The organism is Methylomarinovum caldicuralii (genome assembly GCF_033126985.1).
GTDB classification, from domain to species: domain Bacteria; phylum Pseudomonadota; class Gammaproteobacteria; order Methylococcales; family Methylothermaceae; genus Methylohalobius; species Methylohalobius caldicuralii.
The window spans coordinates 1,039,667-1,062,317 of sequence record NZ_AP024714.1; the positions used below are offsets into that span (position 1 = coordinate 1,039,667).

A 22,651-nucleotide genomic window follows, 5' to 3' on the forward strand; every position below is an offset into this window, starting at 1 on the left:
GTCAGGCGGCCTCCTGCTGCTGATCTTCGCCGACGATGATGTGGGTATCGGTCACGTAACGGTAGGGGGGAACCACCAGGTTCTTGGGCGCCGGCACCTTCTTGAAGACACGACCGGCCAGGTCGAAACCGGAGCCGTGACAGGGACAGAAGAAGCCCCCGAGCCAGTCCTTGCCCAGATCCGGCGGGGCCACTTCCGGGCGGTAGGTGGGCGAACAGCCCAGATGGGTGCAGATCCCCACTGCGACGAAAACTTCCGGCTTGATGGAGCGGTAGCGATTCTTGCAGTAGGGGGGCTGCACCGACTTGTCGGAATTGGGATCGCGCAGCCGCGGTTCGATTTTTTCCAGGCTGGCGAGCATCTCCTCGGTGCGGTTGAGGACCCACACCGGCTGGCCGCGCCATTCCACCCGGATCAGCTGGCCCGGCTCCAGTTTGCTGATGTCCACGTCGATGGGGGCGGCCGCCTCCATGGCTCCGGCGCCGGGCTTCATGTAACTGATGAACGGCGCGGCGGCAAAGCCGGCGCCGACGGCCCCCAACGCCATGGTGGTCTGGGTCAGGAAACGGCGTTTTTCCAGATCGATGTCATTGGTGCTCATGCGAGATATTCCTCCTCCTTCAAATGCGGGCTTTTTGGTTTGTGAATTCCCGCAGCTTGTCCAGATTTTGACCGTAACGGCCTTGCGGGTCAACGTTGGAGCGCTTTCTTGTCTCTGCATTATTTGGCGACATCGCTGATGATGTCATGCACCTGTGCCGGCTCGAACGCTGTACGCGCCACCCATTCTCCAAACCCGCCCGCCTGATTGACGGCTCTGATCCATAATCCCAGGGCCTCGCGTTTGGCACGGTTCTGAGGAGAATCCTGCCCCTTGATCTCCAGGATGAGAATCTTGCCGTTTCGTAGCCGGATGAGGAAATCCGGGACGAAACGCCGCTTGGATCCCCGCCACAGGTAGTGAACCTGGAAGCCCAGGTGGTCGTTTTTGGCCCATGCCTGTACCTTGTCGTGCTTTTCCAGGAGATCGGCGGTGTACTGCTCCCAAGTGCTGTCCACCACCACATGGCTGATCTGCGATTTCTGGTGTCGCTTGACAGATGGCCATGGGCGGTGGCTGGGTCATCGACCTGGACATCCAAAACTTCTTCGACGATGTGGACCGGGACCGGCTGCGGAACTTTCTGGGGCAGAGGGTGCGCGACGGCGTGATCTGCCGCGTGATCGGTAAATGGCTGAATGCCGGCGTCATGGAGAGCGGACAGCTTCACTACCCCGAACAAGGGACACCGCAAGGTGGGGTGATCTCCCCACTGCTGGCCAACCTCTACCTGCATCACGTGCTCGACCTGTGGTTCGAGCAGACGGTCAAACCGCGACTGCAAGGCAGCGCCTTCGAAGTCCGGTTCGCCGACGATGCGGTCCTGGTGTTCGAACGGGAAGAAGACGCCCGGCGGGTATTGGCCGTTCCGGGCAAGCGCCTGGCCAAATACGGCCTGCGCCTGCACCCGGACAAAACCCGCCTGCTCGACTTCAGAAAACCCGGACGGAAAGGCCAGAGCTTCCAATACCTGGGATTCACCCACTACTGGGGACGCTCAGGGAAAGGGCGTTGGGTCGTCAAACGCAAGACCGCCCAAGCCCGGCTCAGCCGCTCCCTGCAGGCGATCAACCACTGGTGCCGGATGCACCGCCACTGGCCGGTTGCAGACCAACAAGCGGCCCTGAGCCGCAAACTCAAGGGGCATTATGCCTACTATGGGATCGTCGGCAACAGCCAATCGCTGGCCCGCTTCCTGTACGAGGTCAGACGGCGCTGGTACAAATGGTTGTCCCGCCGCAACCGGGAACGGATGAACCGGGACCATTTTGGGCGGCTGTACAAACGATACCCACTCCCCCCACCGCGCGTGGTTCACGGAATTGCCCGTTGCGTAGCGACGCCATAGTCCGAGGAGCCGGATGCCTTAATCGGGCACGTCCGGATCTGTGGGAACCGCGGGTGAGCAATCGCCCGCGGTCACCCGGCCGGTCTTGCCAAGTGCCTGAAGATTCAGGAGAATGCGGGCCATGGAAAGACTTGATCTGGACCTGAGCCGCCCACCTCCCTTGCCCGAGACGGTGGAGGAATGCCACCGGGTGATCGAAGCGCTTTGGCGGGCGCTGGGAGAATTTCAGCAGATCCAGGCGCGGGTGGAAGAACTGGAGGAACAGTTGGCCTTGGGGTCCGACAATTCCTCCCAACCACCTTCCCAGGACAGCCCGAAGAAGCGCGCCGAGCGCAAGGGCAAGCGACCGACGGGACGCAAGAAAGGGGCGCAGGTGGGACATCCCGGGCACGAGCGGGCTCTGGTTCCGGCAGAAGCAGTGGACGAGGTCCGGCATTACTTTCCCCATGGCCGCTGCGAGTGCGGTGGGTCGGTGGCGGTGCGGGGATTCCGTCCCCATCAGGTGTTCGACCTGCCCGAGATTCGTTACCGGGTGGTCGAACACCGGGTGTATGAAGGCCGCTGTGGGTGTTGTGGTCAGAAGCACCAGGGGCGGCTACCGGATGAGGTGCCCCGCGGCCAGATGGGACCTGGGCTGGTGGCGTGGATTGGCTTGATGACGGGGCGCTATCACCTGTCGCTGCGGGAAGTCGAAGCGCTGCTGGAAGAACAATGGGGTCTGAGATTCAGCCTGGGGGCGATCAGCCAGAGCCAGATCCCGCTGCAGGCGTGGCTGGGTCCGGTCTACAACCAGATTGGCGAAGCGGTCAGAAAAGCGCTGATCGCCCATGCCGACGAGACCCGCCACTACCGGGGCCGCAGCATCTATTGGCTGTGGGCGCTGACGACCGATCAGATGGCGTATTTCCTGACCCATTATTCCCGCGGCAAGGGTGCGGCCGGTGAGCTGTTGGGGGATTTCCAGGGAATCCTGGTGACCGACCGCCACGGGGCCTACAACGACCATCCCCAGGACTCACACCAATACTGCTGGGCGCATCTCATCCGCAACCTGGAACGGATCGCCGGGCGCAAGGGACAGGCCGGCGAAGATGGCGAACGCCTGCTCCGGGCCGCCCGCCTGACGGTTCACTACGGCAAGCTCTGGCAACAGAGCCATTACCCATCCGACCGCTACCGAAGGCGATTGGAACGCCTCAAAGCCCTCTTCCGGCGCGAACTGGAACAGGCCGCCCAAAGACATGGCGACAACAAAACCGGTCGCAGCTGCCGCAAGTTGTTGGACGATTTTCCCAGGTTCTGGACCTTCCTGGACCATCCCGGGGTACCGATGACCAACAACACGGCAGAGCGTGCCCTACGCCCCTATGTCATCTGGCGCAAGACCAGTTTCTTCAGCCAGTCGCATCGCGGTGACTGCTTCCGACCCATGATCCTGTCGCTGGTCGAAACCTGCAAGCGCCTCAAGATCGGCGTCTATCAGACCCTGCGGACCATCTGCGCCCAGGGCATGGCAGAGGGCGAGGTCACCTTCCGCCTGCCCCTGCCGGAACCTCAACCACTTCCAGTGGCAAGCCCGTGAACGGTAACCTCGCCGGAGCGGGCCACGGCCACATCGGCCGCGGCCGGTTTGTCGGTCTCCTCCAGCGCCAGCACGGTGGGGAAGGGGACCGCCTCCACGGTGAAGGGGCCTGAGATGCGCAGCCGGCACTTGTCCACTTCCGGTTGATCGACCAACACTTCCTGATCGGCGTGGGCGGCGATGGAAGCGTCCATCGCTTTCTGCATCGCCCGGCGGGCCAGGTGGAAGGCCTCGAAAGGCTTTCGGGCTTCCTCCGGCCAATCCTTGGGGAAATCGAAGGGCACTTCCCATTCCAGCAGCTTGCCGGCAGGGGCTTCCTCGCCGGAAGGCAGGGTGACGGTTTCCGACTCGGGCCGGGTGAAGTCCACCGTCTTTCCCTTGCGCCCGCCCTCGGTGACCTGGAACGGCGGGGGCGAATGGGTGCGTAAGGAACGGTTCAGCTCCGCTAGCGCCTCCTCGATGGCCGGGTGCATCCGGTCGTAGATTTCATCGATTTCGGGATTGTTGGCGATGGACTTGAGGGTGATGTGGGGGACGGTCTTGTAGATGAAGCCGCCTTTCAATCCTTCGTGGGGGTATTTGAGCTTGTAATAATCGTAGCTGGCGGTCATCAGCCGCTGCTTGGCCAGGGTGATGGCCACGCGGGAAGTGTCGCAGGTGATCCAGCGCCGGCCCCATTTTTCGGCGACAAAGGCGGTGGTGCCGGAGCCGCAGGTGGGGTCCAGCACCAGGTCGCCGGGGTCGGTGGTCATCAGGAGGCAGCGAGCAATTACCTTCTCAGCAGTCTGGACAACGAACACTTTTCGTTCTGTGAAACTACCGGTTTGGGTGTCGTCCCAGAGCTGAGTAACAGGGACACACGGAAAATCAGACAAGTAGCGCACGTACTGGAGCGAACTGGCTGCAACGTGAAGGCGGCCAGCAACTGCAAGTGCCTTCAGCCCGGAGTCGTTCGTCTTCCAAGCCTGAGAATACACTTTGCCTAGATGCTCGAAGGAAAACACAGGATTGCCCTGACTCGTAATGTTGTCAGGTTTGTAAATGCACGCACCTTCAGGCACAAGTGATCGGTCTTGCTTCTCAGCGCTGTTCAATCCACGTCTCAATCCATTTGGAAACTCCAGCCAGCCGTAATTGGTTGCTGTTCCGACCTCCACAGACTTCTCAAGATAGAGGGGCCGATACTTGGCTTGTGCCTTGTCTCGTGCATACCACAAGAGAAAGTCCACACGGCTGGCAAGAAACCGCGTTGTGACACCACTAGTCTTTGCGAATGGAATGAGGTTCAAGTAGTTCTCGTCCCCGAACACTTCATCCATCAACTCCCGCACATGATGCAGATTCTCATCCGAAATCTGCACAAACACGCTCCCCGTCTCCGCCAGCAACTCCCTTGCCAACAGCAGCCTATCCCGCAAATAGGTCAGATAGGAATGAATCCCCAGCTCCCAGGTATCCCGAAACGCCTTGATCTGTTCCGGCTCGGCGGTCAGGTCCTCGTCTTTGCGGTCCTTGGCGTCGCGCTTATTGACGAAGGGCTGGAAGTTGGAGCCGTACTTGATGCCATAGGGCGGGTCGATGTAGATCATCTGCACCTGCCCGGCCATGCCTTCCTTCTGCAGCAGCGAGTTCATCACCAGCAGGCTGTCGCCGGCGATCAGGCGGTTGGCCCAGCCCTTTTCGTGCCGGTAGAACTCGATGGCCTCGCGCAGGGGCAGATTCTCGAACGGGGGTGAAAACAGATCGTGCTGATAGGCAGGGCCGGCCTTGCCCGACTTTTTCGCGCGGATGCGCTTTTGCACGTTGGCCAGCACCGTGGCCGGGTCGATGCGTTCGTGGACGTGCAGCGACACCGTGGGCACCTCGAAGCTGGTGCGCTCGGCCTTGCCGGTCCAGTTGAGAAAGGGGGCGGACATTCGTTTGAGGGTGGCGAGGGCCTCGCGCAGCGTGTCCCCATCGTTAGATGCCAACGCGTCATCTATGATCTTCTCGATCTGACTGCGTTTGACATCGAACTGGAGTTCCGGAGCGAGGTGGGGGTCATAGGCCCAGCGGCTGGGTTTTTCGTTCCGGTCGGTCCGGGGGGGGACCATGCCTACATCGGGGTTGTTGACCCGTTTGTCGCTGTGACGGTAACTGGCCACTTCGATCTCGTCGCAGTCTTGCCGCCGCCGGCCGGACGCGGCGGATGGCCGCCGGGAAACGGGCTTCGGCCTGGCCGGTTCCGATGGCGCGCCAGCGTCGAGGGTGAGACCGGATTCGGTCTGCTGCCCCTGCGCCCGCCGCACCGAACCGCCACGGCCCTTGCCTTTGACCAGGAGCCCGCGGGCGATGAGCTCGGTGCGCCGCCGTTCAAATTGTTCGGGGGTGACCTCGATGCCTTGGGCTTGGGCGGCGGCCCGAAACTGCCGCCACAGTTTGCGGTTGCCGATGGCGGCGCCGTTTTCCGGGATCTGGCGCAGCAGCAGCGCGGTCAGTTCATTCATCGTCTTCGAGAACGGCGCGCAGGGCGTCCAGAAACGCCCGGTTTTCCTCCGGCGTGCCCACCGTGACCCGCAGGCAGTCGCGCAGCAGCCCGCCGGCGGACGACAGGTTCTTGACCAGGATGCCGCGGCGTTTCAGGGCTTCAAACACCTGGTCCGCGCCGGGGACCTGAAGCAGGATGAAATTGGCCGCGCTCGGGAAGGCTTTCACGCCGGGAAGCCGGGACAGCGCCTGGAACAGGCGGTCGCGCTCGACGCGGATGGCGGCGGTCTGGGCTGCGAACACGTCGGCGTGCCCGAGGGCGAATTCGGCGCTGAGCTGGGTGAGGACGTTGATGTTGTAGGGCAGGCGCAGCTTGTCGAAGTGCGCCAGCCAGTCAGGCCGGCCGACCAGGAACCCCAGGCGCAGCCCGGCCAGCCCCAGCTTCGACAGGGTGCGCATCACCAGCAGGTTGTCGAACCTCTCCAGACGGTCCATGAAGGTGGCCTGGGCGAAGGGGGCATAGGCTTCGTCCACCACCACCAGCCCCGGCGCGTGGCGGATGATTTCCTCCATCAGCGCGGCGTCGAACAGGTTGCCGGTGGGATTGTTGGGATAGGCGAGGAAGACGACCTCCGGCCGGTGGCGCGCGATGGCCTCCCGCATCGCTGCGCCGTCGAGGCCGAAGTCCGCCTGCAGGGGAACGCCGACGAAGTCGAGGTTCAGCCAGCGGGCGATTTCCTGATACATGACGAAGGTGGGCTGGGGTGCGAGCACGGTGGCGTGCTCCCGTCCCACCAGGGCCATGAGCAGGATCTGGATGATCTCGTCGGAGCCGTTGCCCAGGAGGATTGCCATGCCCTCCGGCACCCGGGCATAGCGGCGCAGGGCCTGTTTCAGGGTCGGGGCCTGGGGATCGGGGTAGCGGTTGGGGTGGGCCCGGCGCAGGTGGTCGAGCCAGGCCTCGACCATCTCCGGCGGCCAGTCGTAGGGGTTTTCCATGGCGTCGAGCTTGATGAACCCCGTGGCGTCCGGTACGTGATAGGCGGAGGCCGCCAGGATGTCGGGGCGGAAGAAGTTTTCAGGTCTCATGGCGGATCCGGTAGCCGGCGGAGCGGGCGTGCGCGGTCAGGCCTTCCCTCTCGGCCAGCACCTTGGCGGTTTCCGCCAGGGGGGAAGCGCCGTCCGCGGTGCATTCGATCACCGAGGTGCGCTTCTGGAAGTCGTAGACCCCCAGGGGGGAGGAGAAGCGGGCGGTGCCGGAGGTGGGCAGGACGTGGTTGGGACCGGCGCAGTAGTCGCCCAGGGCCTCGGCGGTGTAAGGGCCCATGAACACGGCGCCGGCGTGGCGGATCTCCAGCAGCAGCGCCTCGGGCTCGGCCACCGACAATTCCAGGTGTTCGGGGGCGATGCGGTTGGCGATGGCGCAGGCTTCCTGTAGATCCTGCACCTGGATCAGCGCCCCGCGCTTCTGCAGCGAGGCGGCGATGACCTCGCGCCTTTCCAGGGTCGGCAGCAGCTTCTCGATGCTGGCGGCGACGCGGTCGAGATAGGCCGGATCGGGGCACAGCAGGATAGCCTGGGCGTCCTCGTCGTGCTCGGCCTGGGAGAACAGGTCCATGGCGATCCAGTCGGGATCGGTGTTGCCGTCGGCGATGATGAGGATTTCCGAGGGGCCGGCGATCATGTCGATGCCCACCTGGCCGAACACCAGCTTCTTGGCGGTGGCCACGTAGATGTTGCCGGGGCCGACGATCTTGTCCACCCGCGGGATGGTTTCGGTGCCGTAGGCGAGCGCGGCCACGGCCTGGGCGCCGCCGATGCGGAAGATGCGGTCGACGCCGGCGATGCGGGCCGCCGCCAGCACCAGGTCGTTGATTTCGCCGTCCGGGGTGGGGACGGTCATGACCAGTTCGCCGACGCCGGCCACCCGGGCGGGGATGGCGTTCATCAGCACCGAGGAAGGGTAGGCGGCCTTGCCGCCGGGGACGTAGAGACCGACCCGGTCCAGGGGAGTGATCTTCTGTCCCAACAGGTTGCCAAGATCGTCGCGGTATTCCCACGATGTCAGTTTCTGGTGCTCGGCATAGGCGCGGATGCGCGCGGCGGCGGCTTCCAGAGCTTGTCTTTGTTCGGCAGGAATGGCGGCCAGGGCCAGTTCCTGGCGTCCGGCATCCAGTTCCAGTTCCGCCACACTGGCTGCTTCCAGACGGTCAAAGCGGCGGGTGTAGTCGAGCACCGCGGCGTCACCTTCGCGCCGCACATCCTTAAGGATTTCCATGACGGTGCGGTGGACGTCGGCGTCAAATTCCTCATGCCAGGCCAGAAGTTGTTCCAGTCGGGCGGAAAAATCGGGACTGCGGCTGTCGAGCCTGCGGATTTTGATGGACATCAGGCGGCCTCCTGCGGTTGGGCGGCGGTTTCCAGATCGGCGATCAGATGTTTGATGGCGGCGTGTTTCATCTTCATCGCCGCCTTGTTGACCACCAGGCGCGAGGAAATCTCCATGATCAGGTCGCGCGGTTCCAGGCCGTTGGCCCGAAGGGTGTTGCCGGTGTCCACCAGATCGACGATGCACTCGGCCAATCCCACCAGGGGCGCCAGCTCCATGGAGCCGTAGAGCTTGATGACCTCGGCCTGGATGCCGCGTTCGGCGAAGAAGCGTTTGGCGGTGCGCACGTATTTGGTGGCCACCCGCACCCGGCGGCCGTTCCAGGTTTCCCCGGCGCGCCCGGCGGTCATCATGCGGCAGCGGGCGATGCCGAGATCCAAGGGTTCGTAGAGTCCTTCGGCGCCGTGTTCCACCAGCACGTCCTTGCCGGCGATGCCGAGGTCGGCGGCGCCGTATTCCACGTAGGTGGGCACGTCGGTGGCGCGGATGATGAGCAGGCGGACGTCGTCACGGTTGGTGGGCAGGATCAGCTTGCGCGAGGTGTCCGGATCCTCGGCCGGGACGATGCCGGCGGCGGCCAGAAGCGGCAGGGCTTCCTTGTAGATGCGGCCTTTGGAGACGGCGATGGTGAGCATGGCGGATCTCGTTTTGGATGAGGGAGATTTAGCGGATACGCTGGATGTCCGCCCCCAGGCGGGCGAGCTTGGTTTCGATGCGTTCGTAACCGCGGTCGATATGATAAATCCGATCGATGACGGTTTCACCCTCGGCCGCCAGGGCGGCGAGCACCAGGCTGGCCGAGGCGCGCAGGTCGGTGGCCATCACCGGAGCGCCGGTGAGGCGCTCGACCCCGGTGCAGACGGCGGTATGCCCCTCGATGGCGATCTGGGCGCCGAGGCGGCGCAGTTCCAGCACGTGCATGAAGCGGTTTTCGAAGATGGTCTCGGTGACGATGCCGACGCCTTCGGCGATGCAGTTGAGGGCCATGAGCTGGGCCTGCATGTCGGTGGGGAAGCCGGGATAGGGGGCGGTGTGGAAGGACACCGCTTTGGGACGGCCCGGCATGGCCAGTTCGATCCAGTCGGGGCCGAGCTCGATGCGGGTGCCGGCCTCGGCCAGTTTCAGCAGCACCGCCTCCAGCAGTTTCGGGTCGGTGCGGGTGGTGCGGATGCGGCCGCCGGTGATAGCCGCGGCGGTCAGGTAGGTGCCGGTTTCGATGCGGTCGGGCAGCACCGGATAGTGGACGCTGTGGCCGTCCAGGGCGGGCACTCCCTCGATGGTGAGGACGTCGGTGCCGATGCCGTCGATCCGGGCCCCCAGCCTGACCAGGAAACGGGCCAGATCGGTCACTTCCGGTTCGCGGGCGGCGTTTTCGATCACCGTGGTGCCTTCCGCCAGCACCGCCGCCATCAGCAGGTTTTCGGTGCCGGTGACGGTGACCTGGTCGAGCACCAGGCGGCAGCCCTGCAGGCGGGTGGCGCGGGCGTGAATATTGCCGCCCTCGACCCGGATGTCAGCGCCCATCGCCGTCAATCCCTTCAGGTGCAGGTCCACCGGACGGGCGCCGATGGCACAGCCGCCGGGCAGGGACACCACCGCCTCGCCGCAGCGGGCCAGCAGCGGGCCGAGCACCAGGATGGAGGCGCGCATGGTGCGCACCAGCTCGTAGGGCGCCACCGGGCGGGTGATCTGGCTGGTGTCGGTGCTGACAGTGTCGCCGGCGCGCTCGCACTGTACCCCCATGCCCTGCAGCAAGGCGATGAGGGTGGCGACGTCCCGCAGGTCCGGCACGTTGCTGAGGGTGACCGGATGTTCGGTCAGCAGGGTAGCGGCGAGAATGGGCAGGGCGGCGTTCTTGGCGCCGGAGATGGCGACTGTCCCTTCCAGGGGCGCGCCGCCGCGGATACGGAATTTATCCATGAAACGGCAGGATCACGTCAAGATCGTAGGCGCGGGCCATGGTGCGCAGGCGCTCGGGCGGATGGATGAGGCGCAGCTCGAAGCCCCGGCACCGGGCCAGGCGCAGCCATTCCAGCAGCAGGGCGAAGGCGGCGCTGTCGGCGTGTTCGATGCCGCCGAGGTCGAGGGTCACGCTGCCGCGGCAGCGCGCCAGCTGGGACCGGCTACGCTGCCACAGCCGGGTCACGGTGGCGAAGGTCACCTCACCGGCGAGCTCGAAGCGTCCGGGCGCGGTTTCCGTCAGGGTCGGGGTCATTCCTGGGTGCCGCTCTTTTCCGAGGATTTCACCAGAAACTTGCCGATCAGTTCCTCCAGCACCAGGGCGGACTGGGTGATCTCGATCTCGTCGCCGTCCTCGAAGTAATCGGGACTGCCGCCGGCATCGATGCCGACGTATTGTTCCCCCAGCAGTCCGGAGGTGTAAATGCTGGCGATGCTGTCGTCGGGCAGTTTGTACTCCGGCCGGATGCGCATTTCCACCACCGCCTCGTACTGCTCCGGGTCCAGGGAGATCCCGGCGACCCGTCCGATCGGCACCCCGGCGAGTTTGACCGGGGCCCGGACCTTGAGGGTGCCGATGTTCTGGAACCGGGCATAAAGGCGGTAGCCCTGGTTCTGGTCGCGGAACTCGGTCAGGTTGCTGACTTCCATCGCCAGCAGGAACAGGGCCCCCAGGCCGATGGCGACGAAGATCCCGACCCAGATTTCGATGAGACGGCTTTTTTCCATGGACGCTTATTCTCCAAACATCAGCGCGGTCAGAATGAAGTCCGATCCCAGGACGGCGAAGGCGGAATAGACCACCGAACGGGTGGTGGCGCGGCTGACCCCTTCCGAGGTGGGGATGGCGTCGTAGCCTTCGAACACCGCGATCCAGGTGACGAGGACCCCGAACACCAGGCTCTTGATGAGGCTGTTGACGATGTCCTCGCGGAAATCGATGGTGGCCTGCATCTGCGACCAGAACGAGCCCTCGTCCACCCCCAGCATGGGCACCCCGACCAGATAGCCGCCGTAGATGCCGATATAGGTGAACAACCCTGCCAGCAGCGGCATCGACAGGATGCCGGCCAGAAGGCGGGGGGTGATGACCCGTTTCATGGGATCGACCGCCATCATTTCCATCCCCGATAGCTGTTCGGTGGCTTTCATCAGCCCGATTTCCGCCGTCAGGGCCGAGCCGGCGCGGCCCGAGAACAGCAGGGCGGTGACCACCGGACCCAGCTCCCGCACCAAGGAGGCGGCCACCATGACCCCCAGGGATTCCTCGGCGCCGAAGTCTGACAGCACGTTGTAACCCTGCAGTCCCAGCACCATGCCGACGAAGAAGCCGGACAGGGAGATCAGCAGGATGCTGAGCACCCCCACCATGTACATCTGCCGGATCAGCAGCCCCGGCCGGCGCAGGACTTCGGGAATGCCGGTCAGGGCCAGGAGGAAAAACAGGTTGGCCCGCCCCAGCTTGGCGAAGGCGCCGAGGGAGGTGGCACCGAGCCGTTGCAATACCCCTAGCATCGCAGCAGATCCTCGTGGTAGTCGGGCGCCGGGTAGTGGAACGGCACCGGGCCGTCGGGCAGCCCTTCGAGAAACTGGCGCACCCAGGGGGAGTCGGTTCCCTTGAGGTCGTCCGGGGTGCCTTCGCCCACCACCCTGCCGTTGGAGATCAGATAGATGTAGTCCGAGATCGAAGCGGTTTCGGCCACGTCGTGGGAAACCACGATGCTGGTCAGCCCCAGGGCGTCGTTGAGGGTGCGGATCAGCTTCACCAGCACGCCCATGGAGATCGGGTCCTGGCCGGTGAAGGGCTCGTCGTACATGATCATCATCGGGTCGAGGGCGATGGCCCGCGCCAGCGCCACCCGCCGGGCCATGCCGCCGGAAAGCTGCGACGGCATCAGGTCGCGGGCCCCGCGCAGTCCCACCGCCTCCAGCTTCATCAGCACCAGGGAACGGATCATCGATTCCGGCAGATCGGTGTGTTCGCGCAGGGGAAAGGCGACGTTCTCGAACACGTTCAAGTCAGTGAGCAGGGCACCGGACTGGAACAGCATTCCCATGCGCTTGCGAAGCTGGTACAGTTGCCGCCGCGACAGCCGGTGGACGTTCTCGCCGTCCACCTCGATGGTGCCGGCCTGGGGCCTGAGCTGGCCGCCGATGAGCTTGAGCAGGGTGGTCTTGCCGGTGCCCGACGGCCCCATGATGGCGGTCACCGAGCTGTGGCGGATGTCCATGTCAACGCCGTCGAAGATCCGGCGCCGGCCGCGGGCGAATACCAGACCACGGATTTTGACCAGAACCTCGGAGGATGCAGCCATCATGATGATACAGTGGAAAAAGGATATCATTGTCGTTGAGAGGCGAGGGTGAAGTCAAACGCGCCGTGGGACAGCCCGCTGCTCCGGGCCTGTGACCTGATGCTAGCCGGTGGTGCGCTGTTGGTGGGCTGGCCGTTATTGGTGGTGCTGCTGGGGCTGGGGTGGCTGGATACCGGCGCGCCGCTGTTCCGGCAGGTCCGGGTGGGCCGGCAGGGCCGCCCTTTCGTGCTCTACAAGCTGCGCACCATGCGTTTGGAGACCCCCTCGGTGGCGACCCACCTGGCCGACCCGAACGCCTTGACCCGCTTCGGCCGCTTTCTGCGCCGCACCAAGCTCGACGAGCTGCCCCAGCTCTGGAACGTGATCCGGGGCGAAATGAGCCTCGTGGGGCCGCGCCCCTGCCTGCCGAACCAGAAGGAGCTGATCGAGGCCCGCGACCGCCTTGGGGTGCTGGCGGCCCGTCCCGGCATCACCGGCCTGGCGCAGATCCGCGGCATCGACATGTCGCAGCCGCAGCGGCTGGCCCGGGTCGATGCGGAAATGCTGCGGGATTTCTCTCTCCGGGCCTACTTCCGCTATCTGTGGCTGACGCTGCGGGGTCAGGGGCGGGGGGACCGGATCCGCGGTGACGGCCTAACTTGAAGCGCCCCGGCAAATCCAGGATAATTTGCGTCCTTTCCACGCCACAGCCGGGTTGTTCACGATGCATACGACCATGCTCAAAGCCAAGCTCCACCAGGCCCGGGTGACCCATTCCGAATTGTTGTACGAGGGGTCCTGCGCCATCGATGGGGACCTGCTCGACCGGGCTGGGATCCATGAGTACGAACAGATCCACATCTACAACGTCAACAACGGCGAGCGCTTTACCACCTATGCTATCCGCGCCGAGGCCGGATCCGGCATCGTTTCCGTAAACGGCGCCGCCGCCCGTCTGGCCGCCCCCGGCGACATGGTCATCATCTGCGCCTATGCCAGCCTCGACGAAAAGGAACTGGCGGATTACCAGCCCACCCTCATCTATCTGGACGAGCGCAACCGCATCGTCCGCACCGGCCACGCCATCCCGGTCCAGGCCGCCTGATTCCCGGTTTCATCCCCGCCTGCGCCACCAGCCGGCCAGCAGCGAGCCGGACAGATTGTGCCACAGGCTGAACAGCGCCCCCGGCAGGGCGGCGGCGGGGGAGAAGTATTTGACCGCCAGGGCCACGCTCAGGCCGGAATTCTGCATCCCCACCTCGATGGCGAGGGTCCGGCGGGTGACCGGGTCGAGCCCGAACAGGGCCGGAACCCAGTAACCCAGCGCCAGACCGGCGAGGTTGTGGAGCACTACCGCCAGCATCACCAGGACCAGCAGAGGGACGATGGCGGCTTTGGCCGGCGTCCACCACTGAGGCTGCCACAGGGCGCAGGCGGCCAGCACTGCTGCCCACAGGGGGAAAAGGCGCGTCAGCCGCTCGCTCACCGTCTCAGGAACAGGTTGACGATCAGGGTCAGGATCAGGCTGACGATGATCATCGAGGTGATGGGGATGAAAATGAACTTGTTTTCGTCCTGAATTCGGATGTCCCCCGGCAGCCGGCCGAACCAGTTGAACAGATTGGGGGCGTAGGTCAGGATCAGTCCCATCACCAGCAGGAAGATTCCCAGGTAGATGAAGAATTTACCGCCTTCCATCTTGCGCCTCCGTTAGAACAACCACAGGGTGGCCAATCCCAGAAAGGCCAGGAAACCGACCACGTCGGTCACCGTGGTCAGTACTACGCCGCCCGCCAGGGCCGGGTCGATGCCCAGCTTGTCCAGCAGCAGTGGAATCATCACCCCGGCGAACGCGGCGCACAGCAGGTTGATGATCATCGCCGCGGCGATCAGCAGGCCGATGTGAAGGGCCTGGAACCAGATGGCGGCGATGATGCCGACCACGATGGCCCACAGCACCCCGTTGATCAGGCCGATGGCGATTTCCCGGGTCAGCAGGGTCCAGACATTGGCCTCGCCGATTTGTTTCAAGGCCAGGGCGCGGATCACCAGGGTCTGGGTCTGGGTGCCGGCGATGCCTCCCATGCTGGCGACGATGGGCATCAGCACCGCCAGCGCCACTTCCTTCTGGATGGTGGCCTCGAACAGGCCGATGACCCAGGCGGCCAGAAAGGCGGTGACCAGATTGACGCCGAGCCACACCGCCCGCCGCTTGGCGCTTTCGGAAATGGGGGCGAACATGTCGGTTTCTTCCGACAGGCCGGCCTGGCTCATGATGGTGTGTTCGGCTTCGTCGCGGATCACGTCCACCACGTCGTCCACGGTGATGCGGCCGACCAACCGGCCTTCTTCGTCCACCACCGGGGCCGAAACCCAGTCGTGGTGCTCGAATAGCATCGCCACGTCGGAGGCAGGCAGGGCGGCGGGGATGGCCTCCACATCGGTAAGCATCAGTTCGCGCACGGTCTTGTTCGGGTCGCTGGTGAGCAGCACCGACAGCGGGAGAATGCCGATCAGCCTGTCGTCCTTGTCCACCACGTAAAGAGCGTCGGTCAGATCCGGCAATTCGCCGCGCTGGCGCAGGTAGCGCAGCACCACGTCGAGGGTGACGTTCGGGCGCACCGTGATGGTATCGGTGCGCATCAGGCTGCCGGCGGTGTCCTCGGGATAGGTCAGCACCCGCTCCAGACGGCGGCGGTCGTGGTGGCTGAGGGCCTGGACCACCTTGTCGCGGATGGTTTCCGGCAGGTCCTCGACGATGTCCGCCAGATCGTCGGGGTCGAGGGCCCCGGCGGCTTCGATCAGGTCCTCGGCATCGGTCTTCTCCAGGGCCTTGATGAGGCTGCCGCGGACCTCCTCGTGCAGTTCCACCAGCACCTCCCCGGCCACTTCCGGGGGCAGCAGGCGCCAGACCACCAGGCGGTCGGCGGGCTTGAGCGCTTCGAGCAGGTCGGCGATTTCCGCCGGGGTGAGGGCCTGGAGCAGTTGGTTGAGTTCGGCGAGTTTGCCGGTTTCTAGGTCCTCGGTCAGTTGTTTTAAATGGCGTTCGGTATCGTCGTGTTCGGCGCTGATGGGCATCGGGATGTTCCTTGGAGAATACGGGAGAGAAAAACTAATCAATTTTAACAAACAGTTGGGGTGTTCCCGAGGTTTTTCAAGCTTTATACTGCGCTGCGGGTGCCTGTTTCGAGAGGAAGATCGCTTGAGCCGCCGTCTGTTCCGTTCCACCGCCGTCGTCGGCGGCATGACCCTGATCTCGCGGATACTGGGATTCATCCGCGACGTGGTCATCGCCTATCTGTTCGGGGCCAATGCCGCTACCGACGCCTTTTTCGTTGCCTTCAAGATCCCCAACTTTCTGCGCCGCCTGTTTGCCGAGGGGGCCTTTTCCCAGGCTTTCGTGCCGGTGATGGCCGAGTACAAGGAGCAGCGGGGCCAGGCCGAGCTCAAGCGTTTCCTCGACCGTACCGCCGGTTCCCTGGCCATGGTGCTGATGGCGGTGACGCTGCTGGGGGTGATTGGTGCGCCGTGGGTGATCCTGGTGTTCGCGCCGGGTTTCTCCCGTTCCGGGGAAGTGTATGAGCTGGCGGTGCAGATGCTACGGATTACCTTCCCCTATCTGTTCTTCATCGCCTCCACCGCCATGGCCGGGGCGATTCTCAACACCTTTAACCGTTTTGCGGTGCCCGCCTTCACCCCGGTTTTGCTCAATCTGTGCCTGATCGCTTCCGCCTGGTGGCTGGCGCCGCAGCTGCCGCAGCCGATCATCGCCCTGGCGTGGGGGGTGTTCGCCGCAGGCAGCCTGCAACTGCTGTTCCAGTTTCCCGCGCTGTGGCGGCTGAAGCTGCTGCCCAGACTGCGCTGGGGCTTCCACGATCCCGGTGTGCGCAAGATCCTCAAACTGATGCTGCCGGCCCTGTTCGGGGTGTCGGTGACCCAGATCAACCTGTTGATCGACACCCTGCTGGCCTCGCTCCTGCCCCACGGCAGCATCTCCTGGCTGTACTATTCCGACCGCCTGGTGGAATTTCCCCTCGGGGTGTTCGGCATCGCCCTGGCGACGGTGATCCTGCCCAATCTGTCCAAGGACTGGGCCGCCGGCCGCCGGGAGGATTTCTCCCGCGCCATCGACTGGGCCCTGCGCTGGGTGGTCCTGATCGGCCTGCCGGCGGCGGCGGGCCTGGCGGTGCTGGCCAGGCCCATTCTGGCGACCCTGTTCCAGTACCGCGCCTTCACCGCCCACGACGTCCACATGGCCGGTCTGAGCCTGACGGCCTACGCCGTAGGGCTGGTCGGTTTCATCCTGGTGAAGATCCTGGTGCCCGGTTTCACCGCGCGCCAGGACACCCGAACCCCGGTGCGCTTCGGGGTGGCGGCGATGGTGGTCAACATCGTATTGAACCTAGGCCTGATCGGCTGGCTGGCCCACGCCGGCCTGGCCCTGGCGACGTCGCTGGCGGCCTGTGTCAACGGAGGGCTGTTGTTGAGGCGGCTGAGACGGCTGGGGGTTTATCGGCCCGGGCCGGGGTGGTGGGGATTGTTGCTGCGGGTGGTGGTCGCCAACGGCGTCATGGCGGCCTGCCTGTATTATACCGCCCGGGAATTTTCCTGGACGGAGCTATCACGCCCGGAGCTTCGCTTGGTGCGGCTGATCCTTTTGATCGGGCTGGGTGTCTCTGTTTATGGCGGCAGCTTGTGGCTTGTGGGGTTGCGGTTGCGGCACCTACAGGGAAAGCACCCGGCCTTTGGGTAAGAGCGACTGATGCGCCATGCTCTGATGTTCAGGATTCATCGTCTTCATATTGCACCCGCAGCACGATCGTGTCGTGGAGCATGTCCACATTTTCCGGGTGAACGTTGCACACCTTCAGACCCGTGCGCTCCCGGAGCTCCGGGATGAGCTGCGCTTCGGCAGGAAGCGTACTGCGATCGTAAAGAATCCGCGTGGTTTTGCGTCTGGGCAGAAACCAGGGGGTTGCCGTGAGCGGCAACAGGCCCAGGAGGCCCAGTTCAACTGCCGCGAGATAGGCGGGGGGCAGGGGGGCGGCGGCGTTCAGGACTGCGGCGCCGATGGCGGTGAAAAGCAGGGTCATTTGGGGCAGGGTAATGCTCTCGGCGCGATAGCGGAAGATGGAGAAGATGGCAAACAGGCCAAAGGCGAAACCCATGGAAAGCGGCAGCGACTTGAGCCAGTAGCCTACCAGAAAAGTGACGTTGCCGAGCATGAAGCTGACGACATGGGTGTCCCTGTCGTCGCTGACATAGCGGTATCCCAGGCGGGAGAGGCCGAAGGCGGCGCCCAGCTGGATCGCCAGATGCAGCAGAAAGTCGGTAACGGACGAGGTCATAGCGAGGCGGCTTTGCGGAGCACGGAGCGGAAGTTGGCCTTCGGCAGCGGCAGGGGCGAGAGGCTCAGACTCAGGCAGTACTTGCTGAAACTGGACGGCCGTAATCGCAGGCGCTGTCGCGCCTGCTGCAGCAGAATGCCGGTGGTGGCCGGGGCGTGCAAGGGTGCCTTGATTTCCAATACCGCCAGCGGAGGGAAGTCGATGGGGGTGCCGTCTGGGCGTAACCACGCCTTTAGGTTCCAATCGATGGTCAGGCGCAGAGAATCGTACCTCAGCGCGATGCGGTCGTATTCGTTGAGGAGGACAGGACGCCAAAGCTGACCGCCTTGTTCCAGATGACCGGGGCAGGCGGAAACCGGCCGCCGGCGTTTGTGGGTGATATCCGGGCGGCGTTTGTATTTTTCTTCCAGAAACAGAGCGCCGCTGCTGACATAGCACCGTACCCGGAATTTATAGCGGGGAAGGCCGCCGCAGTGGTGGCGGCGGTAAGCGCCGAAACGGCCGGTGTCGAAGTAGAGGGTCCGGTAACGTTGCCGCCGCTGCCGGTCAATTTCGATAACCTGGCATTCTGACGCCATAATCTCCAGGAGCGATGGGATTGCCTCCGGTCTCAACAGGAACTTGCGCTCCCGGCGCAGGGAAAAACCGCCATCGGGGGTTTTTCCCAAAGCAACGCCCTTCATCCGCATCAGCTTCTCGGCGATAGCCGTCCCCAACGCGGTCATCGGACCCAGGGCCGGGCCTGTTTGATGGCCAGATGGCCGCGGCTGCCGTCGTCGGTTTCGGTGATCTTGAACTCGATCTCGATGGCGAAATCGTCTCCACCGCCGTAGCGTTTTTTGAAATGGTGGTGGATGAGGGTCAGGTAATGGCGCAACTGCGCGATCTCTTCCGGGCGCAGCACCGTTCCCGAAACCGGCTGACCGTAGACTTCGGTGACGTTGCTGTGGCGCAGGTAAAGGGTCTCCCAGGTGTCGGTGTCTTCCGCCCCCGGCAGCCGGACCAGCAGGAACTCGTCCGGGACGGGAGAAACCGTCTCGCCGCCGATTTCCACCGGTTCCGGGTTGGTGACCGAGATTTCCCCGTACTGGGCGTTGACGGTGAAACCGGGCCACCCGGGATTGTAGAGATTCGCGCTCACGGCCACGCCGTTGGCCTGCTCGTCACCGTAGTTGGGATGGATCAGCACTCCCATGTAGGTATGCAGGTGATCCACGCGCCAGAACGCCCGCTCCTCGAACGCCGCCTCGCTCCACAGGCTGGCCCAGACCTTCTTGACGCTCTCGATCAGCGGGCCTTCGTCGGCCTTGTGGGTGGTCGAATGATACAGGCCGGCGCCGTTGAAGCCGGGTAGGTCTTCGTTGTTGGTGCTGGAGCGGCAGCGCAGCGACTGGTGGAAAGGCGGCCCTTCGGGTTCCCAGAAACGGCGGACGGTCTCGATGGCGGCGATCAGGTCGTCCGGCGCCTCGCCTTTTTTGATGCGCTTGCGCAGGGCCTTGAGCTGGGCGCTGCGGTATTCCGGGTCGTCCTGGAATCGGGAATCGGCCAGTAACGCCTGGACCTGATCGTAAAAGGAAGGCCCGTGCTCCCCCTCCGGACACAGGGCCGTCTGCGCTTCGCCGCAGCGGGGCAGGGCCATGAAGCGGTCGTAGAGGGAAAAGGGGAGGGCGTAGCCGTCGGGCGCCACGCCTTCCGGGAGGATCTTCCCCAGCTCGGCGACGTTGGCGGCCTTGACCCCAAAGGCGCGCCAGTCGGAAAAGCCAATGTCCGCCAGCGGCAGCGGTTCGGTGACGCTCAGATCGTATTCCGGCACTTGGAGCTGAGCCGGCCGCAGGCTGTCGAGCCAGGCTTGCGCGTCCGCCTCGCTCGCCGGTTCCAGGCGGATGCCGTCGGCATCGGCGTGAAAATGCACCCATTGGCCGATAAGGGGGGCGATGTCAGGACGGGTGGCGGCGTTTCGCAGATAGACGTTGGGCCGGTGGTCCTGCTTGGCCCGCAAGTTGATGTGGGACAGGGTGGTCTGGGGCGTCTCGGTGAGGATGCCGGCCACCCGTCCCAGGTCGTTGGGGATGTAGGTGAAGATGGCGACATCGCGGGCCGAGGGAAACGGGTCGCCCGGCCGCACCAGCCGCAGACGGCCATAGCTGTCGCCGGGGTTGAGGACGGCGCTGTCGGTGTCCGCGAAAAGCTCGGTGGAAAACACCACCGGAATGCCGGCATCGGCAAGCGCTTCGCCGGATTCGCGGGCCAGGGTTTCCTGGGTGAGCCCCAGGGGGTGATAGCTCAAACGGTCGGCAGCGAACGGCATGGCCTGGCGAAGCAGGCGGAAAGCTGTACGGATGCCGGAGACGGGCACCGGGTCGGTAGGCCAAAACTCCAGCGCGTAGCGGTTGTTCTGAGGGTAGTGGACCACCGAGCCGACCAGGTTGCGCCGTCCCTGACTGAAGTAACTGACGGCGTTGAAGCGGGCGATCGCTTCGTCCTTTGCCAGCTCGGGATACCACCCCAGCGCTTCATGGACGAAATCGAAGTGAAGCGGGTAGCGGCGGCTGTTCTGGAAGTGGAGCAGCGGGTGGTCGGTGTCGATGTCGGTGATGACGAACTTGACCTCTTCGGCACCGCCGATTCCCGTACCGGTTGCCAATTGGGAGAAGTCCTCTGGGTTCCATAGCCGCAGCCGGCCGTCGGTCTCCGGCAGGTATCGGTAACCGGGAGCGCCGTTTTCCGGATAAGCCTCGGTCACCAGGAATTGCATCCCCGCAAGGCTTGGAACCTGGCTCAGGCGTATTTGAAATCGGGGGGCGCCGGGGCGTTCGGCGAGTATCACCGGTAGCTGGACCGTCCCGGTGGCGGCGTCGTAAACGGGGCTGTCCGCGGGCGCCTGGTTGCAGACGGGCAATTCAGTGAGCGCGAATTGCCAGCGCGCTTCGGCAAGACGCTCGAGGGGGACATCGCAATAGGCGGTCTGTCCGGCGATGACGCTGGGCACGGTCAGGGTGGCGTCGCTGTCGTGGTAGGCGGCCGGCGCGGCGGCATGGAGGGAAGGACAGGAAAGTGCGGCCATCGCCAGGACGGCCGCCGGTCGGATGTTCATCGTACGGTTTCCAGCTGGAAGGTCAGGGAAGGCGTATCGGCGATCTGGCGTAGATCGACAGTGAAAATATCCGAGTGGCCGTCGGAGAAACGTACGCTTACCGAGGGAACATGCAGGCGGCCGCTGTCTGGCAGGTAGCGGGCCGGGTGGGCCGGCGCTTCTGTGGGCGTCAGCTCCTGGAGCCGGAACCGCCAGCCGGGCGCCTGGAGATCGTGGGTCAAGACCGCCCGGTACCAGCTTTGGCCGGCTTTCCAGATGCCCACGCCGTCGAGTATCAGGCGTCCGTCGCCGAAGTTGAAGCGAGCGGAAGGTGGAGGCGCCGGGGAGCCGGTGCGGAAGACGGCGCCGGCGGCGCTTTCCCCCAGACGCCTGCCGGGAGCGCCGATCCACAGGTCTTCACCGGCCACCGCCAGACTGGCACCGAACAGGTCGTAAGTCTGGCCTTGCGCCAGTTCCAGGGGGGTATCCTGCCAGACTTCCACAGTCTGGCTGAAGCGATGGACCACTCCGGTACGGAAACGATGGCCGGTCTCCCGCGGTGCGCCGACCAGTAATCGTTTCCCCTGCCAGGCCAGAGCTGCGCCGAATCGGCCGTCTTCGCTTGGATGGTCTGATGCCAGAATGAGCTGCGGCTGCCACCGGGAGCCGTCGTAGCCGTAGAGATAGACGACGCCGGCGCTCAGGGTGTCGCCCACGTCCTTGCCGGGAGAGCCGACGGCCAGCTTGCCGTCCCGCAACGCCAAGGCCGCACCGTAACCTTGGAGGCATTCGGCATCTTCCGGCGCCAGGGTCGCTGCCGGCGCTGTGGCGCCGGCAGCCAGTTCGGAAAGACGATACAGATATACCACCCCCACATCTTCGCCACAGAAGGGCGCATCCCCCTTGGCGATGGCGAAGGCATGGGCGGAAAGGTCCCCGGCAGGGACGATGCGGCCCTGAAACGGAGTCACGTCCCGGGCCGGTGCGCCCACGGCGAGCCAGTCTCCGGCCATTGCCAGGGATGCGCCATAGTCTGCCTGGAATTCTCCCTGGGGGTCGGCCACGCGCTGGATCAGGGTGCAGTGCGCCTGGCAACGGTACAGGAAAACCGCACCGCCGACGTCCGCACCCGGCGCCCCTACCGCCAGCCACTCTCCGTCTGCCGCCAGCGCTGCTCCAAAGCGGTCTCCGCTCCCGCCATCCGGCGCTTGCAAGGTTTCCTGGCGTTGCCACCGGCCCGTGTGGTCGTTTCGGTAGCGATGCACCTGGCCGCCGTTTTCCCCGTCCGGGGCGGCGACCGCCAAACCGGCCGTCGATAAGGCGACCCGTTTTCCGAAACCGGGGGCATCGGCACGCAAAACGGCCGCCTCGCCCCACAGGCCGGGACGGGGATAGTCCCGTTCGTAGACGATCACCCGCCCTGAAGCAGCCACGGCGGCGCTGTCTGCCGTTAACGCCAGGGACTGGCCGAAACGGCGGTTGTCGGCGGGGTCGGTGGGTAGCAGCCGTTGGGTGCGATCCAGTTCCCCGGAACCTGCGGCGTAGCTCAAAGCGAACAGCAGCAGGACGACCGGACGACGGCGGTACAAAC

23 protein-coding genes are annotated in these 22,651 nt (G+C 64.6%); 5 read left to right on the forward strand and 18 right to left on the reverse strand.

The window, feature by feature from the left end; all coding sequences use genetic code 11:
• Position 1: 1 nt before the first annotated feature.
• Both petA and MCIT9_RS05455 read right to left on the reverse strand, forming a co-directional pair.
• Positions 2-601, reverse strand: a complete 600-nt coding sequence (gene petA, locus MCIT9_RS05450) for a ubiquinol-cytochrome c reductase iron-sulfur subunit (RefSeq protein WP_317706397.1) — start codon at positions 599-601, stop codon at positions 2-4.
• A 119-nt stretch (positions 602-720) separates the two neighbouring features.
• Positions 721-1,059, reverse strand: coding sequence for a hypothetical protein (locus MCIT9_RS05455; RefSeq protein WP_317706398.1), 339 nt, complete (start codon positions 1,057-1,059; stop codon positions 721-723).
• Positions 1,060-1,100: 41 nt separating this feature from the next.
• Between MCIT9_RS05455 and MCIT9_RS05460 the strand changes: the two genes are divergently transcribed.
• Positions 1,101-1,949, forward strand: coding sequence for a reverse transcriptase domain-containing protein (locus MCIT9_RS05460; RefSeq protein WP_317706399.1), 849 nt, complete (start codon positions 1,101-1,103; stop codon positions 1,947-1,949).
• A gap of 121 nt (positions 1,950-2,070) precedes the next feature.
• Positions 2,071-3,531 (forward strand): IS66 family transposase, encoded by a 1,461-nt coding sequence (gene tnpC, locus MCIT9_RS05465; protein WP_317704479.1) that lies wholly within the window; start codon positions 2,071-2,073, stop codon positions 3,529-3,531.
• Here the strand turns inward: tnpC and MCIT9_RS05470 are convergent.
• From MCIT9_RS05470 to MCIT9_RS05510, 9 genes are read right to left on the reverse strand one after another with little or no spacing between them, the layout of a single operon-like run.
• Positions 3,504-6,017 carry a site-specific DNA-methyltransferase gene (locus MCIT9_RS05470; RefSeq protein ID WP_317706400.1) on the reverse strand — a complete coding sequence of 838 codons (2,514 nt, stop codon included), beginning with the start codon at positions 6,015-6,017 and terminating at the stop codon, positions 3,504-3,506. The genes tnpC and MCIT9_RS05470 overlap by 28 nt on opposite strands.
• Positions 6,010-7,086 carry a histidinol-phosphate transaminase gene (gene hisC / locus MCIT9_RS05475; RefSeq protein ID WP_317706401.1) on the reverse strand — a complete coding sequence of 359 codons (1,077 nt, stop codon included), beginning with the start codon at positions 7,084-7,086 and terminating at the stop codon, positions 6,010-6,012. The genes MCIT9_RS05470 and hisC overlap by 8 nt, the downstream gene beginning before the upstream one ends.
• The gene (hisD, locus tag MCIT9_RS05480) at positions 7,076-8,389 is read right to left on the reverse strand and encodes a histidinol dehydrogenase (protein ID WP_422880206.1); all 1,314 of its coding nucleotides are present in this window, start codon (positions 8,387-8,389) and stop codon (positions 7,076-7,078) included. The genes hisC and hisD overlap by 11 nt, the downstream gene beginning before the upstream one ends.
• Positions 8,386-9,021 (reverse strand): ATP phosphoribosyltransferase, encoded by a 636-nt coding sequence (gene hisG, locus MCIT9_RS05485; protein ID WP_317706402.1) that lies wholly within the window; start codon positions 9,019-9,021, stop codon positions 8,386-8,388. The genes hisD and hisG overlap by 4 nt, the downstream gene beginning before the upstream one ends.
• A 28-nt stretch (positions 9,022-9,049) precedes the next feature.
• Positions 9,050-10,306: a UDP-N-acetylglucosamine 1-carboxyvinyltransferase gene (gene murA, locus MCIT9_RS05490; RefSeq protein ID WP_317706403.1), complete on the reverse strand. Its 1,257-nt coding sequence runs from the start codon at positions 10,304-10,306 to the stop codon at positions 9,050-9,052.
• Positions 10,299-10,601, reverse strand: coding sequence for an STAS domain-containing protein (locus MCIT9_RS05495; RefSeq protein WP_317706404.1), 303 nt, complete (start codon positions 10,599-10,601; stop codon positions 10,299-10,301). Before MCIT9_RS05495 ends, murA begins: the two co-directional genes overlap by 8 nt.
• Entirely contained in the window at positions 10,598-11,074 is a 477-nt protein-coding gene (gene mlaD / locus MCIT9_RS05500) for an outer membrane lipid asymmetry maintenance protein MlaD (RefSeq protein WP_317706405.1), read from the reverse strand. Before mlaD ends, MCIT9_RS05495 begins: the two co-directional genes overlap by 4 nt.
• A gap of 6 nt (positions 11,075-11,080) precedes the next feature.
• Complete coding sequence (mlaE, locus tag MCIT9_RS05505) at positions 11,081-11,860, reverse strand: lipid asymmetry maintenance ABC transporter permease subunit MlaE (protein ID WP_317706406.1); 780 nt, start codon at positions 11,858-11,860, stop codon at positions 11,081-11,083.
• Positions 11,854-12,663 (reverse strand): ABC transporter ATP-binding protein, encoded by an 810-nt coding sequence (locus MCIT9_RS05510; protein WP_340681281.1) that lies wholly within the window; start codon positions 12,661-12,663, stop codon positions 11,854-11,856. The genes mlaE and MCIT9_RS05510 overlap by 7 nt, the downstream gene beginning before the upstream one ends.
• A 45-nt stretch (positions 12,664-12,708) precedes the next feature.
• Here MCIT9_RS05510 and MCIT9_RS05515 point away from each other — a divergent pair, with 45 nt between their 5' ends.
• Both MCIT9_RS05515 and panD read left to right on the forward strand, forming a co-directional pair.
• Positions 12,709-13,302 carry a sugar transferase gene (locus MCIT9_RS05515; RefSeq protein ID WP_317706407.1) on the forward strand — a complete coding sequence of 198 codons (594 nt, stop codon included), beginning with the start codon at positions 12,709-12,711 and terminating at the stop codon, positions 13,300-13,302.
• Positions 13,303-13,363: 61 nt separating this feature from the next.
• Positions 13,364-13,744 (forward strand): aspartate 1-decarboxylase, encoded by a 381-nt coding sequence (gene panD / locus MCIT9_RS05520; RefSeq protein ID WP_286291112.1) that lies wholly within the window; start codon positions 13,364-13,366, stop codon positions 13,742-13,744.
• A 9-nt stretch (positions 13,745-13,753) separates the two neighbouring features.
• On the opposite strand, the gene MCIT9_RS05525 is transcribed toward panD, so the two are convergent.
• The 3 genes from MCIT9_RS05525 to mgtE are packed head-to-tail and all read right to left on the reverse strand — an operon-like array spanning position 13,754 to position 15,717.
• Positions 13,754-14,125: a bile acid:sodium symporter family protein gene (locus tag MCIT9_RS05525; RefSeq protein WP_317706408.1), complete on the reverse strand. Its 372-nt coding sequence runs from the start codon at positions 14,123-14,125 to the stop codon at positions 13,754-13,756.
• A complete protein-coding gene (locus tag MCIT9_RS05530; protein WP_317706409.1) occupies positions 14,122-14,337 on the reverse strand; it encodes a DUF2905 domain-containing protein in 216 nt (71 codons plus the stop codon). Before MCIT9_RS05530 ends, MCIT9_RS05525 begins: the two co-directional genes overlap by 4 nt.
• Positions 14,338-14,349: 12 nt before the next feature.
• Positions 14,350-15,717 (reverse strand): magnesium transporter, encoded by a 1,368-nt coding sequence (mgtE, locus tag MCIT9_RS05535; RefSeq protein ID WP_317706410.1) that lies wholly within the window; start codon positions 15,715-15,717, stop codon positions 14,350-14,352.
• A gap of 124 nt (positions 15,718-15,841) precedes the next feature.
• Here mgtE and murJ point away from each other — a divergent pair, with 124 nt between their 5' ends.
• Positions 15,842-17,392, forward strand: a complete 1,551-nt coding sequence (murJ, locus tag MCIT9_RS05540; protein WP_317706411.1) for a murein biosynthesis integral membrane protein MurJ — start codon at positions 15,842-15,844, stop codon at positions 17,390-17,392.
• Positions 17,393-17,420: 28 nt separating this feature from the next.
• Here murJ and MCIT9_RS05545 read toward each other — a convergent pair whose 3' ends face one another.
• The 4 genes from MCIT9_RS05545 to MCIT9_RS05560 are packed head-to-tail and all read right to left on the reverse strand — an operon-like array spanning position 17,421 to position 22,649.
• Positions 17,421-17,987 carry a DUF4956 domain-containing protein gene (locus MCIT9_RS05545; protein WP_317706412.1) on the reverse strand — a complete coding sequence of 189 codons (567 nt, stop codon included), beginning with the start codon at positions 17,985-17,987 and terminating at the stop codon, positions 17,421-17,423.
• Positions 17,984-18,712: a polyphosphate polymerase domain-containing protein gene (locus MCIT9_RS05550; RefSeq protein WP_317706413.1), complete on the reverse strand. Its 729-nt coding sequence runs from the start codon at positions 18,710-18,712 to the stop codon at positions 17,984-17,986. Before MCIT9_RS05550 ends, MCIT9_RS05545 begins: the two co-directional genes overlap by 4 nt.
• Positions 18,709-21,081: a PEP/pyruvate-binding domain-containing protein gene (locus MCIT9_RS05555; protein WP_317706414.1), complete on the reverse strand. Its 2,373-nt coding sequence runs from the start codon at positions 21,079-21,081 to the stop codon at positions 18,709-18,711. The genes MCIT9_RS05550 and MCIT9_RS05555 overlap by 4 nt, the downstream gene beginning before the upstream one ends.
• Entirely contained in the window at positions 21,078-22,649 is a 1,572-nt protein-coding gene (locus tag MCIT9_RS05560) for an FG-GAP repeat protein (protein WP_317706415.1), read from the reverse strand. Before MCIT9_RS05560 ends, MCIT9_RS05555 begins: the two co-directional genes overlap by 4 nt.
• Between the last annotated feature and the right edge of the window lie 2 nt (positions 22,650-22,651).

Coding starts and splice junctions, on each gene's coding strand:
- mlaD (WP_317706405.1), bottom strand. CDS start 11,074: ATGGAAAAAAGCCGTCTCATCGAAATCTGGGTCGGGATCTTCGTCGCC.
- MCIT9_RS05510 (WP_340681281.1), bottom strand. CDS start 12,663: ATGATGGCTGCATCCTCCGAGGTTCTGGTCAAAATCCGTGGTCTGGTA.
- petA (WP_317706397.1), bottom strand. CDS start 601: ATGAGCACCAATGACATCGATCTGGAAAAACGCCGTTTCCTGACCCAG.
- MCIT9_RS05545 (WP_317706412.1), bottom strand. CDS start 17,987: ATGACCTCGTCCGTTACCGACTTTCTGCTGCATCTGGCGATCCAGCTG.
- tnpC (WP_317704479.1), top strand. CDS start 2,071: ATGGAAAGACTTGATCTGGACCTGAGCCGCCCACCTCCCTTGCCCGAG.
- MCIT9_RS05460 (WP_317706399.1), top strand. CDS start 1,101: ATGGCCATGGGCGGTGGCTGGGTCATCGACCTGGACATCCAAAACTTC.
- panD (WP_286291112.1), top strand. CDS start 13,364: ATGCATACGACCATGCTCAAAGCCAAGCTCCACCAGGCCCGGGTGACC.
- MCIT9_RS05495 (WP_317706404.1), bottom strand. CDS start 10,601: ATGACCCCGACCCTGACGGAAACCGCGCCCGGACGCTTCGAGCTCGCC.
- hisC (WP_317706401.1), bottom strand. CDS start 7,086: ATGAGACCTGAAAACTTCTTCCGCCCCGACATCCTGGCGGCCTCCGCC.
- mlaE (WP_317706406.1), bottom strand. CDS start 11,860: ATGCTAGGGGTATTGCAACGGCTCGGTGCCACCTCCCTCGGCGCCTTC.
- MCIT9_RS05550 (WP_317706413.1), bottom strand. CDS start 18,712: ATGACCGCGTTGGGGACGGCTATCGCCGAGAAGCTGATGCGGATGAAG.
- MCIT9_RS05530 (WP_317706409.1), bottom strand. CDS start 14,337: ATGGAAGGCGGTAAATTCTTCATCTACCTGGGAATCTTCCTGCTGGTG.
- hisG (WP_317706402.1), bottom strand. CDS start 9,021: ATGCTCACCATCGCCGTCTCCAAAGGCCGCATCTACAAGGAAGCCCTG.
- murA (WP_317706403.1), bottom strand. CDS start 10,306: ATGGATAAATTCCGTATCCGCGGCGGCGCGCCCCTGGAAGGGACAGTC.
- mgtE (WP_317706410.1), bottom strand. CDS start 15,717: ATGCCCATCAGCGCCGAACACGACGATACCGAACGCCATTTAAAACAA.
- MCIT9_RS05470 (WP_317706400.1), bottom strand. CDS start 6,017: ATGAATGAACTGACCGCGCTGCTGCTGCGCCAGATCCCGGAAAACGGC.
- MCIT9_RS05555 (WP_317706414.1), bottom strand. CDS start 21,081: ATGAACATCCGACCGGCGGCCGTCCTGGCGATGGCCGCACTTTCCTGT.